12 protein-coding genes are annotated in these 13,222 nt (G+C 36.1%); 5 read left to right on the plus strand and 7 right to left on the minus strand.

What is annotated here, in order from left to right; all coding sequences use genetic code 11:
- Positions 1 to 151: 151 nt before the first annotated feature.
- Complete coding sequence (locus ACFVT8_RS20020) at positions 152 to 1,147, minus strand: hypothetical protein (RefSeq protein ID WP_387085035.1); 996 nt, start codon at positions 1,145 to 1,147, stop codon at positions 152 to 154.
- A gap of 352 nt (positions 1,148 to 1,499) precedes the next feature.
- Here ACFVT8_RS20020 and ACFVT8_RS20025 point away from each other — a divergent pair, with 352 nt between their 5' ends.
- Entirely contained in the window at positions 1,500 to 2,756 is a 1,257-nt protein-coding gene (locus tag ACFVT8_RS20025; RefSeq protein WP_387084848.1) for a GNAT family N-acetyltransferase, read from the plus strand.
- Between the two features lie 19 nt (positions 2,757 to 2,775).
- Here the strand turns inward: ACFVT8_RS20025 and psiE are convergent, their stop codons facing one another.
- Positions 2,776 to 3,231, minus strand: coding sequence for a phosphate-starvation-inducible protein PsiE (gene psiE, locus ACFVT8_RS20030; RefSeq protein ID WP_387084850.1), 456 nt, complete (start codon positions 3,229 to 3,231; stop codon positions 2,776 to 2,778).
- A 507-nt stretch (positions 3,232 to 3,738) separates the two neighbouring features.
- Between psiE and ACFVT8_RS20035 the strand changes: the two genes are divergently transcribed.
- Positions 3,739 to 3,960 (plus strand): phosphate-starvation-inducible protein PsiE, encoded by a 222-nt coding sequence (locus ACFVT8_RS20035; protein ID WP_387084852.1) that lies wholly within the window; start codon positions 3,739 to 3,741, stop codon positions 3,958 to 3,960.
- 154 nt (positions 3,961 to 4,114) lie between these two features.
- On the opposite strand, the gene ACFVT8_RS20040 is transcribed toward ACFVT8_RS20035, so the two are convergent.
- From ACFVT8_RS20040 to guaC, 3 genes are read right to left on the minus strand one after another with little or no spacing between them, the layout of a single operon-like run.
- On the minus strand, positions 4,115 to 5,851 hold the full coding sequence (locus tag ACFVT8_RS20040) for a methyl-accepting chemotaxis protein (protein WP_387084854.1): 1,737 nt from the start codon (positions 5,849 to 5,851) through the stop codon (positions 4,115 to 4,117).
- Positions 5,852 to 5,910: 59 nt separating this feature from the next.
- Positions 5,911 to 6,426 carry a hypothetical protein gene (locus ACFVT8_RS20045; protein ID WP_387084856.1) on the minus strand — a complete coding sequence of 172 codons (516 nt, stop codon included), beginning with the start codon at positions 6,424 to 6,426 and terminating at the stop codon, positions 5,911 to 5,913.
- 35 nt (positions 6,427 to 6,461) lie between these two features.
- Entirely contained in the window at positions 6,462 to 7,445 is a 984-nt protein-coding gene (gene guaC / locus ACFVT8_RS20050; RefSeq protein WP_387084858.1) for a GMP reductase, read from the minus strand.
- Between the two features lie 353 nt (positions 7,446 to 7,798).
- Between guaC and ACFVT8_RS20055 the strand changes: the two genes are divergently transcribed.
- Positions 7,799 to 8,218: a VOC family protein gene (locus ACFVT8_RS20055; protein WP_387084860.1), complete on the plus strand. Its 420-nt coding sequence runs from the start codon at positions 7,799 to 7,801 to the stop codon at positions 8,216 to 8,218.
- Between the two features lie 56 nt (positions 8,219 to 8,274).
- Here the strand turns inward: ACFVT8_RS20055 and ACFVT8_RS20060 are convergent, their stop codons facing one another.
- Entirely contained in the window at positions 8,275 to 10,224 is a 1,950-nt protein-coding gene (locus ACFVT8_RS20060; RefSeq protein ID WP_387084862.1) for a methyl-accepting chemotaxis protein, read from the minus strand.
- 349 nt (positions 10,225 to 10,573) lie between these two features.
- Between ACFVT8_RS20060 and ACFVT8_RS20065 the strand changes: the two genes are divergently transcribed.
- On the plus strand, positions 10,574 to 10,948 hold the full coding sequence (locus ACFVT8_RS20065; protein ID WP_387084864.1) for a VOC family protein: 375 nt from the start codon (positions 10,574 to 10,576) through the stop codon (positions 10,946 to 10,948).
- Positions 10,949 to 11,031: 83 nt separating this feature from the next.
- Here ACFVT8_RS20065 and ACFVT8_RS20070 read toward each other — a convergent pair whose 3' ends face one another.
- Entirely contained in the window at positions 11,032 to 11,778 is a 747-nt protein-coding gene (locus ACFVT8_RS20070; protein WP_387084866.1) for a hypothetical protein, read from the minus strand.
- A 270-nt stretch (positions 11,779 to 12,048) separates the two neighbouring features.
- Between ACFVT8_RS20070 and ACFVT8_RS20075 the strand changes: the two genes are divergently transcribed.
- Entirely contained in the window at positions 12,049 to 13,212 is a 1,164-nt protein-coding gene (locus ACFVT8_RS20075) for an acyl-CoA dehydrogenase family protein (protein WP_387084868.1), read from the plus strand.
- The last annotated feature ends 10 nt before the right edge of the window (positions 13,213 to 13,222 follow it).

The raw sequence follows: 13,222 nt of genomic DNA on the forward strand, positions 1-13,222 counted from the left end.
GTGCAGATTATTTATGAATGTATTTCAACTATATTATTATACAAAACATTAGAGAATAACGGTATTTTATGAGGTATCTTAGTAGGTGATAAATACATGAATAAGTAAAGAGCCAACAGGAAAGAGTCAGCTCTCAAAACTAAATTTCTTTTCAAATTTTAGCCTTTTTAAAGCCACTATATATATCAAAAGCATTTGCGATGATGGCAATAGCAATGCTTACAAATAATATTCGGTCTATAGCAAACAAAATCTTAGCTGAGGTCGTTTCAGTTATAGCCGCGATATAAGGTACAGCGGGACTGTGTATGAGATCTGGGTGAATAGCCATGAGGATAAAAACAATGACCCCTGTGCATTGAAGGAGTGCATTAGCTACGGCGATTAACATTGTCCATTGACCAGTCTTTAATTTCCAACATGTTAAAGCTACACTTAAAATGATACAAACTAAAATGATTGGCGCAAAGGACAGTAAAACATTCTGATTGAATATAGGCATAACAAATTTTAAGCCGCCTTTATTGTGAGACGTATAGATGCCTAAAAGGCGATTAGCATTGAAATAGACAAAGGTGAAAATAGCAATGCCTAAGAAGCTAAAAATATTATCATTCAGTGAAATAGTTTTTTCTTTAGGGATTATTTTAATTTTTGCTAAATCATCAGGTGTCCATTTTGGATGTCCCTTTATAAGGGGGATTCGAATATTTCCTTCAGAACGTTCAATGACAATGAAAGCAACTGTAATCCAGAACAGTACGTATATAATTACGGAAATAATATTAGCGATAGTTAGAGAAATAGTTTTAATAATTGCAGTCAGGAGTGCACCTTCTCCGTTATAAAGCACAATACTTTCTATCATCTGTACAATAATTGTAATTAAAATTGCCCAGGGAATAACTAATTTTATTGTCCTAATATAAATGTCAAACGTTTTTGGGCCGATTAAAAATCGTGGTGTATCTTGATACCTTGCCGCAACTTCTACAGGATTTCCAAGCTTTTTAAGCACATCTTTTATATCTGATTCTGAATAATCTTCAGGTAACATATCTTCAATAGTAGATTTTAGTTCTAGACTGGTTTTATCACGCTTATCTCTGCTTATCCTTTTGGTTACTTCATGAATATATGCATCCATCAGATTCACGCTTTCCGTCTCCCTTCAATAATTCATGCACTCCATTCCTCTTTGAGCCATATGTGTGCTCAAATACATCATATTTTCGAGCGCTACCTTTAGTTGTATCTCCCTTTGTAATAACCTCCTGATGCCCTAATCAACGAGCCAACGAGAATAGTGTACTAAGTTACTGCACGACTTGCTCGAGAAGCAGAATAAGGGTATAAGGAACCTAGCTCAGGTTTTAACACTGACAACATACAGCATCATTTGTACGTGGTAATATATGTTATTATCAAGAGCTGAAAATAATGTAAAAAAAATTATGTAGTGAAGCTTAAAATAAATTTAGTGTAGGAGGGGGATGGATATGAAAGTTGTTGAAAAAATATTGAAAGAAGAAGATTTTATACATTTTGTTGATATTGTGGTTGGTGCTTATCCAGGAAGGATGGGTAGTTTACAGCCCACAAAAGAGCAACTAAAGGTACTTTTTATGCATAATCAAAACAATGACACCTCCATTCATTACTATGGCCTTTGGGAAGAAAACAAACTAGTTGGTGGCATGCGACTTCATGATTTTAGAATGAATCTTTTCTCTAAGATGATTCCAATCGGGGGAGTCGGGCTAGTTGCAGTTGATTTGCTCCATAAAAAAGAAAAAGTCGCCAAAGAATTAATAGATCATTTTATTAAGGTTTTTTTAGAAAAAAATGTTCATTTTGTTGCTTTATATCCGTTTAGACCTGACTTTTATAAAAAAATGGGCTTTGGATATGGTCCGAAAATGCATCAATATTTAGTGGAACCATCTAGCTTTCCGAAGGGGCCAACAAAAAAACATCTTACTTTTTTAACAGCGCAGGATCAGCATAAATTAGCAGATTGCTATAAAAGAGTTGCGTCGAGAAAGCATGGTATGTTTTTGAAAACAGAATCGGAACTTTCATCAATTTTTAAAAACCTTCAAAACTATATTATTGCTGTTGAAAAGGGAGATTCCATACAAGGTTATATGGTATTTTCTTTTAATAAGCAAAGTGAAACGAATTTTTTACTCAATAATTTAGTCATTAAAGAATGGATCTATGAAACACCAGAGGCTTTATTAGAGTTCAGTACATTTTTAAATAGTCAGGTGGATCAAGTGAACCGTATTGAATGGAACACACAGGAAGAAAATATTCACTTCTTTTTAGGAGATGTTCGAAATGGAACGAATCATTTAATCCCAAGTGTCTATCATGCAAGTGCTGTTTCAGGTGTTGGCTTATTGTATCGCATTATTAATGTTCAAGGTTTTTTTGAGGAACTCACAACACACAACTTTAGTGGTCAAACACTAACCTTTATGTTAACCGTGAAAGATTCGTTATTAGCTGAAAATAATCTACAAATCGTTATCGAGGCTATCGATGGTAATATAAAAATTTCAAATAATACTCACTATGATGTGGAAATGGTGATTGATATCGCAGAGCTTTCTTCTCTTGTCATGGGAGTTGTGACAGTACAAGAATTATTTATGCTCAGCAAGGTGAAGATTAGTGATGAACAATACGTACAGTTATTGCATCATTTTTTCTTTGTCCTTGAGAAACCAACTTGCATTTCAGCATTTTAGGAAGGTTAATAGTATAAAGCTATTGTTCTTTTTTTATAAAAAATGATGAACGAACAGGTCGTTCCAGCGGCGTAATGTTAATAATAAAATAGCTTATAATTAATATTAAAATAATAAGTGAATAAATTAAGGTGTTAATGGGATGGTCATGTTCTACGATAATTAATCGAACCATGGCCGTAATTCCTATATATATAAAGTACCGTAGTGGAAAATGATAATTCTCTTTAAAATACTTAATAATCATAGTGATAAATTCAAAATACAAAAAGAAAATAAGAATATTAGCGAGGAAAAGCTTATAGTCTCCGCCATCGTTGTTGAATATTAGAATTTTAAGGAATTGGATAAGTTCTTTGCAAAGCAAGAAGGATAAAATGAGCGCTAGAAGTACAAGACAAATATTTAGAAACAATTGTAAAAATTGCGGTACAGCCCTTATTAATTGTAAATAAGTCGAGTTCTTTTGATTCATCGAATTCCCCCCAATCTTATAAATCGTTCTAAGTGAATATGAATAACTAAATAACACATAATCATATGTTTGAACGTCTTCGTTTTATGATTTGAATATAACATTTTATCGTAAATGTATTAGGTTTAATTTGTAAATTCTTAGTATATATTGGATTGTCGCCAAAAGCTGTGGATGATATTTGTTAAAACGTATGTTATGTATATAGGTTGACTGGAGTAAAGGCCGGGTGACTCCTTGGGGCTCATCGGACGCCCCAAGGAAGCTCTGCTCTGCGCGAAAGCGAAGCGCCAGCGGCAAATGTTTTCAGTACGAAAGCGAAGCGTCAGCGGCAAATGTTTTCAGTGCGAAAGCGAAGCGACAGCTACAAAGCGCCCAGTCGGAACGGAAATCAACCACACGTTATGGTGATGGGCCTATATATTCGCGAAAGAAAGTTTTCAAAATAAATTAGCTGTATGCTAAAATAGATGTGCATGAATATAAAATTCAAAAGGGGTTTTTAAAATGGCTAAAGCAGCAAAAACAGGGAAAATTACACCGGAGCGTTTAGAGGAAGCATTAAACGTACGTGATCGTCTTATTATCGAGTTACTAGTACAAGTTCTTGATGAAAAGCTTGTAATTGAACGTCCAGTATTACGTGAGCGTGTTGCAAACCTTGTAGACCTTTCTGATCATGATGCAGAATTAAAAGAAACAATCCACGCTGTTATTAACAAGCTATAATTTTAAGGGAAATGCTACGCTTAATTGGTAGCATTTTTTCTTTTATTGAAAAGGTACATATTGAATACATTCATACTTATAAAAATATAAAGATCCCTTATAATTGGCTGTAAACTATTTTATAAGGGATCTTAAATTTTTGGTAAAGAGGACATCACGTAAAACGATCGACTAAATCATGCATGCGCTCTGCTTCTGTATGTAGCTCTACCGAGGAATGCATAATAGATGTTACTGCCGATTTTTGTTCATCAATCGAAGCATTAATTTGTTCAGTGGCTGCTGCTGATTGTGTCGCCACGCTAGCTATTTCATTAATGGCATTAATAACGATTAAACGATTTTCATCCATTTCATGCATACCTTGATCGAGGGAAACAAGGTGCTCTGTAATATCTTGTATAGAATCTGCTAATATAGTAAATGCATGTTTTACTTCGTTAATTGAAATAGCCTGTCCCTGCGAGAGCTGGAGCGTGTGCATCATCTTTGAATCTGAATTGGCAGCATCTATTTCGATACGCTTTAATAAGTTCCTCACACGGCTAGTAGCTTCATTTGTATCCTCCGATAGATTACGTACTTCTTCTGCTACTACAGCAAAGCCTTTCCCATGTTCTCCTGCACGTGCGGCTTCAATACTTGCATTTAAAGCTAGAAGATTAGTCTGTTCAGAAATGGACGTGATTGTTTGTACAACATGATGAATTTCTTCCATTTGGCCGGTTAAACTTGAGAAATTTGTTCTCAGCTCTTCGATTACATTCGTAAATTCATTCGAGTTTTGCTGTAATACTTCTACTTTTTGTCTACCATTTTCCTGAGATATATGAATAGCATTCATATTTTCAGTAATATCTTCGTATTTTTCAGTTGCATTTGAGATGAGTGACGACAATTTTTCAACCATACTACTCGCCATTTCAGCTTCTTCAGCTTGAATAACGGCTCCTTTAGATATTTCTGTAATAGCTTGGTGAATTTCATCCGCTGAAGCTGTCGTTTCTTCTGTAATGGCGCTAAGCATTTCTGAAGAAATTCTCATTTGAGTAGCACTTTCTTTCGTATTATGAACCATTTCATGTAAGCTATGTTTCATATTATTTACATTGCTAGCGAGTACCCCTAATTCATCTTTTGTCGTAATCGGAATGTCTTCACCAGTTAATTTTCCTTTTGCAATATCTGAAGTCATCACCATAATTCGGCGTATGTATGAAGTCATCTTACCTGAGAAGAACCAATATAGTGTTACACCAATGATTGTTGCAAAAGCAGTCATAGCGAGTGAGTAGTAAAGGACCTTTTTAGTGCCTGCATTAAAATCCATTTCATAGGTACCAGCAGCTATAATCCATCCCCAATGCTTGTCCTTGGCTACATAGGTAATTTTAGGAGCTACAACATCAGGGTTTGACGGTAACGCCCAATCATATCGGACATATCCACCGTCTGCATTTGCTTCATCGATCATTTCGCGTACAAAATAACGACCGTCACTGGTTTGTAAGTCGGAGATATTTTGTCCTTCAAGGGATGGGTGAGTTTCCACTGTTCCGTCATCTTTAAATGCATAAAAGTAGAAGTTTTCACCGTATTTAACTGGGTTATCAATGGATCTTTTATTATCTTTAAGTTTATGCCCAACTATCTGTGTTCGGGCGCGTTCCTGGGCTTCTTCTAGCGTAAGTTTCCCCTGTTGAACCTCCTCATCCAATTGAGCAATTAATTCAATAATGCCTAATGTACCGTTTCTAAGACTTTGTCGACCGACCTCATCAATTTCATTTTTTGCCAAAAAGTAATTGACTGTTCCGACCAGTGCTGTTGGAATCAAAATGACAATAATAGCTAGAAGGACAAGTTTGTTGCGGACTGATGATTTGATCATAGGCAAAACCTCCGTTCTTTCTTGCTTACAAAAGTATTGTAAACTTATTAATAGTTTAATTATAATATAAAGTTTTCTAATAAAATAGAAAATTCTGAAAATAAATAGGAAATATGTCCAGATTGTTGAATGGCTTGGTTGTAGTTGGTTAGAGGTGGGGATACGCCGATTGGAGAAGAGTGAACCTGCTCGGAAAGCATGAAGAAGTGATCGGGTAAGAGCCGAATTTGATCGGGTAGCGTGAAGAAGTGATCGGGTGAGAGCCGAACTTGATCGGGTAGCGTGAAGAAGTGATCGGGTGAGAGCCAAATTTGATCGGGTAGGATGAAGAAGTGATCAGGTGAGAGTCGAATTTGATCGGGTAGGATGAAGAAGTGATCGAGTGAGAGCCGAATTTGATCGGGTAGGATGAAGAAGTGATCGGGTGAGAGCCGAATTTGATCGGGTAAGAGTCGAAACTGCTCGGGTACCCCAAAGAATTGCTCCACGAACCGCCAATATTCGATCCTCTCGATCCTACATAACACCCAAATTGCATGTGGAAAAACGGAATCAATTAAATAAGACCCAAACAAGAATTTCTCCATTCTTGTTTGGGTTTCACTAGTTTTTAATATACTTTATCTCCATTAAAAATAGAGTTTTTTACAATTACATAATCTACATTTCGAATGGCATCTAGTTTATTGCCACCTGCATAGGAAATAGATGATTGAAGGTCTTGCTGCATTTCGATTAAAGTATCTTTGATGCTGCCTTTATGTTCAACATACATCTTTTTACCTTCAACATTTTTACGTTCGCCTTTTTGGAATTCAGAAGCAGATCCGAAATATTCCTTCACAGTTTTGCCGTCGACTTCGATTGTATTGCCAGGTGACTCTTCATGGCCTGCAAATAATGAACCAATCATCACCATTGAAGCACCAAAGCGAACAGATTTTGCAATATCACCATGTGTTCGAATACCACCATCAGCGATAATTGGCTTCGTTGCAGCTTTTGCACACCAACGTAGTGCAGCTAGTTGCCAACCACCTGTACCAAAACCAGTTTTGATTTTAGTAATACATACTTTACCTGGCCCAATACCGACTTTTGTTGCATCGGCACCAGCGTTCTCAAGTTCACGTACTGCCTCAGGTGTACCCACATTACCAGCAATAACAAAGCTATTTGGTAAGTATTTTTTAATATGTTGAATCATACGAATGACAGCATTTGAATGACCATGTGCAATATCTATTGTAATAAAATCAGGTACTAAATTTGCAGCTGCTAATTCTTCAATAAATGTGTATTCTTCATCTTTTACACCAACGCTAATTGATGCGATTAATCCACGGCCTTGTAGATCTTTGATGAAATCGATACGTGTCTCAGGCTTAAAACGGTGCATGATATAAAAGTAACCGTTTTCAGCAAGTTTCACAGCAAGACTTTCGTCGATAATTGTTTGCATGTTTGCCGGTACTACAGGAAGTTTGAATGTACGACCGCCTAAAGTTACAGAAGTATCACATTCTGAGCGACTTTCTACAATACATTTTGCGGGAATTAGTTGAATATCCTCATAGTCAAATACGTTATCCATTATAAACACTCCTAAAATACGAATATTTTTTAAGTTTTGATTTAAATCGTTCGTCATTTGGTAATTTACATTATTTTTGAGTAAATGTCAAAGCTTTTATCCAAATAAATAAAAAAATAGCAGGAAAGAACAGGAATTAAGCGAAATATAAAGATATACCATTTTTCCAAAACATAGGATTTAGCTATTGTTAAAAAGATAAAAGCTAAAATCTAGCAAACTCTATGGAGAAATAAGCTATTATTAATAAAAGAGGAAAAGTAATTTTTGATCGGTTTATCTAAGATTTGTATTATTATTTGTTATCCATGTAAAATAGAATTGTTTCGAAAATGACAAAGGGAGTGTTGGAAATGGCAGTAGAGGTTTACTTAATTTTAAATGGAAATTGTCGAGAGGCCGTATCTTTTTATGAGAAAGTTTTTAATACGGAAAAGCCTGAAATTATGACATTTGGAGATTCACCACAAAATCCAAGTTATCAATTACCGGAGGAAGCAAAAGATCTTGTGATGCATACGCGACTTTCGATTTTTGGCAGCACTGTAATGTTCTCTGATACATTCCCAGGTAACCCATTCACGATTGGAAACAATATTACTTTAGCTGTAGTCTCAGACGACGAGGCCCAGATGCGAAAAGCTTTTGACGGCCTTAAAGACGGTGGCGAGGTTAAAATGGAGCTTCAAGAAACGTTTTGGAGTAAATGTTATGGCTCCCTTACTGATAAATTCGGTATCGAATGGCAGTTTAGTTATGAGGAAAATAAATAAAGATAATATTGAAGCACGATGTTTGGAAAATCTCCATTAACATCGTGCTTTTCTTTTTAGTATTTAAAACGATTCACATAGCTTTGTAATTCATCAGCCATATCGAGAAGTACTTTTGCGGCTGTAGCCATTTCCTGCATCGAGTTTAATGTTTGTTCAGTTGAAGCGGCAACTTCCTCTGACGCTGCTGCATTTAATTTAGCATGATCAGTTAACTCGATAGCAGTTGCAGAAACTTCTTCGACTACTGCTGACATCTCCTGAGCGGATGCGGATATATCCTCCATTTTGGGAGCAATATCGTGTAGACTCTTAATAATGTTTGCGAATTTTTTACTTGTATCTTCTGTTAGCTGTAAACCATCCTGGACATCAGCTGAAGCCTTAATCATTGTTTGAACAGATTTAGCCGTATCTTGTTGAATACCAGTAATCAGTGCAGAAATTTGCTCTGCTGATTGATGGGATTGCTCTGCTAACTTTCGCACTTCATCGGCAACTACTGCAAAGCCTTTTCCGTGCTCTCCAGCTCTCGCTGCCTCAATAGCAGCATTAAGGGCAAGCAGATTTGTTTGATCTGAAATAGCACTAATAATTTCTAAAATAGAACCGATTTCTTTTGTTCGATCATAAAGTGATTTAATCATCGTATCTGATTGTGTCACAGATTCATGAATAGAGATCATTTGATTAACAGTTTGTTCAACTGCTTGGCCACCCTCTTCGGCCAATTTTATAGCATGGCTAGATAAATCTGAAACCTGCATAGAGCTATCAGCGACCTCGACGACTCCTTTTGCGATTTCCTCAATAGAACCAGCATTTTGGTCAATGCCAGTTGTTTGTTTTTCTGTACTGATAGCAACTTGTTGCATAGCGTTAGTAACTTGTTCTGAAGCTGCTATATTTTGATCGGCGTTCGCTGATAATCCATGCGCGGAAGTCTGTACGTGTTGGGAACTTTGATCAACGTTACGAATAAGATTTTTTAAGTTAACCTTCATTGCTATAAAGGCTTCTCCGAGCTGTCCAATCTCGTCTTTAGAATGAATGTCAATAAACGCTGTTAAATCACCATCGCTAATTTTTATAGCGCTTTGTTTAAGTCGATTGATTGGATTAACGATCGATTTTATCATGAATAGCATAAAAATAATGCCAACAATAATAGAAATAGCAATGATTATTAAGTTGATATTAAAGGTTGAAGCAGCAGCTTTTGCAGCCTCGGCTGTAAACATTGTGCCAACAACTTTCCAACCTGTTAGCTTATTTGTAACAAATTGTAGCTGACGATCTTTTTCTATAATGCTACCACTATCTTGTTCATAGATTTTAGTAATATAGCTTTCTGTTGCTTCAGCACCGCTTTCTTTATCTGGTTGGGCAATATAAATTTTATTACTATCTAAAAGCGAAGCAAAGCCAGTTTCTCCAATGTGTATATCATTCGTGATAGTACTAAGTGTAGAGATATTTAAATCTAACCCTATTACTCCAGAGCCATCTGGTAAAGCCTGAGTAATCGTAAGAACGATATCACCTGTAGACTGTGTAATGTATGGAGCTGTAATAGATATTTGGTTTTTGTTATCTAAAGCTTGCTTATACCAAGGTCTCGTACGAGGGTCAAACCCACTAGGGTATTTTTGAGCAGGCTCATCCAGTAGTCTACCATCAGAGGTTCCGATATAAATTAATTCTACCTCTGGATGCATGTTCATGTATTCGTGGAAAAGAGATTTAAGTTCTGTAATTTTACCTTCTTGTAAATAAGATTGATTGAGCTTTTTTGAAAAATATTGAATGTCCTTCACTTTTGGCTCAATCGTGTTAGTAATATTCGTATTAAGCATGCGCACGCTTTCAGTTGCACTTGCTTGTTGTTCTGCTGAAATTTGCTTTCCAGTACTTTGGTAAGACACAATTCCAATTAACAGTGTTGGGATGAGAAGCATTGCTAAAAATGAAAAAATGAGCTTTTTCCTTAAACTTAGTTGTTTCACTTGAATTATCCTCACTATAATTTAGTATTTGATACTTTGTCCTATCACCGAAGATAGGATGTAATAACACCCTCAAGACCAACCTCCTATTGTCCTAAGAGGTTCATCGGATAATTGACACCCTATGTATGGTGAAAAGTATATACTTTACCGATTAAGGCAAATAATAGACGACTAGGCTCATTTTATCAAAAATAAAATAAAAGTTAAGTATTTTGTAATAACTGTTCATTAATTGTAGATATCAACAACTAATACGTTGAAATTCTCCAAAAACAATAACCATTAGATGACATACAAAGCTACCTTTTGATGTATACTAATGCTCAAAAGAGGAGGGAATTATTTCATGATTCAACAAATTGGACAGGTAATGTTATATGTAAATGATCAGGATACTGCCGTGAAGTTTTGGACAGAGAAAGTTGGATTTGTAGTAGTTGCTGACCAGGAAGAGGACGGAGTACGCTGGATTGAAATTGCTCCAACTAAAGAAGCTCAAACTACCTTTGTTCTTCACAATAAAGAAATCATTGCAAAAATGCAGCCGGAGTTAAATTTAGGAACACCTTCTATTATGTTTTATGCCGATCATATAGAAAATTTATATCAGGATTTTCAAGCAAAAGGCGTTAAAGTAGGAGATTTAGTAATGATGCCAATGGGTAGGGTTTTTAATTTCGCTGATCACGAAAATAATTATTTTGCATTAGTAGAGAAATAAACCTTTTCCTATCAGTATTAAAAGCAAATTCGAATCTGTCCGATTTCGATTGTTCTATGCGAAAATCGGGCAGATTTTTCAATTTACTTTAAATCTTCTCCAAAAATCCCTACAGTTTGACGGTCAACTTTAAATTCATGGCCATCCCATTTCAAAATATTTTCTACATAACCTAATCCATCGGCATGAAATCTTCCCGCTATAGCCTGATAAGCTAAAATCTCATATATTCCATCACGTTCATAGTCTACTGGATATAATCCGCTGATTGGATCCACCCATCCTTCAATAGGCTGCTTTAGTGTACCGTCTGGATTATAAATTTCCGCTAAATAATCCGGACCCTTGTATTGTAAATCGATGATATATTGCTTTTTTGGATTCATACTTCGAACGGCTACTTTATATTGATTTTGATAATTAACACTGTACTTTAGTTTATTATTAAACGATTCTGCATCAAAAATTGAGCGTATTTTGCCGTTTATTGAGGCAAATATTTCACCGTTAATAATACCTCCACTACCTCCTGTGTCAGAAATGGCTAAAATATCTTCTTGATGATTGCCGGTAAAGTCACCTAAAAATATTGTTGGGTTGTAGCCGACGCTTTGTTTTAACATTATTTTTTCGAATTGGTGCGATTGTCCGTAAAAAATAGCAAGCGTTAGGTTTTTCCACAAAGGGCTATCTGGAGTTTTAGTCCCCATCAGAAGAACAGTTTCAAGTAAGCCATCTCCATTAATATCTCCAAATTTCGTTTGAATAACCTGAGGGGTCATAGGTGAAATAGCCATATTATTCAAAGATGGATTCATATTATTAGTCATACCATGCACCTCTTTCTTTAGTTTTAGCATATGCTATAAACATGGCTAGGTGAAAAGAAGGCGTGTTAGTAATGAATATAAAACTTATAAAAAAACTTGTAATTAACCCATTGACATTTTTAAATGCGAAAAGTATCATAAATGTCAACGAATCAGAAAATTCAGTACCAATCATCATCTCTCTACTAAAAAGTAGGTAGAGATCTTTTTACAACATTAATTCTTAGTAAATATATATGTTTTATACATTTTAGGAAGAAGGAGATTTTCTTGAAAAATTTATTTATTAAAACAAAGCAGCAGCAGTATTGGCTAGATCAGCTAGCATCTATTTCTGAGCCAATCAAGGTTGAAGCTAAGGAGGTAGATGAACAATCTCGTTTTCCATTCGAAGCACATAAACTACTTTTGCAAATTGGTTATCCAAAACTAACTTTACCGAAAGAATATGGCGGTGAAGGATTATCAGTCTATGATATGGTACTCGTTCAAGAAACGTTAGCAAGCTATGACGAGAATGCTTCACTCTCACTAGGATGGACATTAGGGGTTGTTGGGGAACTATATGAGGAAAAGCTATGGGCAGACGATATGCTAAGTTCTTTTGCCCGGGAAATAATGAACGGTGCCATTATAAATAGGGCTGTAAGTGAAGCGGCAACTGGGAGTCCAACGCGTGGAGGGCGACCAGGAACAAATGCTGTTACAAAAGAGGAAGGATGGCTCTTAAACGGACGCAAAATCTTTACGACAGCCTCACCGGTGCTTGATTACTTTTTAACATCAGCGTGGATTGAGGAAAAAAATCAAATTGGTTTCTTCCTTATTCATAAAGATGCTCAAGGGCTTTCCATTGAAGAAAACTGGGAAATGTCTGCAATGCGAGGCACAAGTAGCCACGACCTAGTTTTAAAGGATGTAGTTGTCCCTTCAAATCATTTAGTAGAGTTACCGAGTCACCCAAGTGGTGGCAAGATAAATGGTTGGATTCTACATATACCAGCAACATACTTAGGTATTGCGCAGGCAGCTCGTGATTATGCATTGCATTTTGCGAATCATCATCAACCTAATAGCTTGAATGCTCCTATTAGTACATTACCGAATGTGCAGCAGCTTCTAGGCGATATTGAATTGAAGTTACATCAAGCACGCTTTGTACTGTATGGGGTAGCCGAGGCTTATGATGACCCGGCTAGACGTAAACTTTTAGCAAATGAAATAGCTGTTGCTAAGCATACCGTAACAAACTTAGCTATCGAAATCGTCGATAAAGCAATGCGTGTAGTTGGTGCGAAAAGTCTACAATTAACAAATCCATTGCAGCGCTACTATCGAAATGTTCGCGCAGGGCTTCATAATCCACCAATGGATGATATGACAATTATTAAATTGGCAAATGCCGCAATTGAACAGCAAAAATCGCATGAATAAGGGGAAATGA

The organism is Lysinibacillus sp. NPDC058147, from assembly GCF_042884205.1.
Lineage (GTDB): Bacteria > Bacillota > Bacilli > Bacillales_A > Planococcaceae > Lysinibacillus.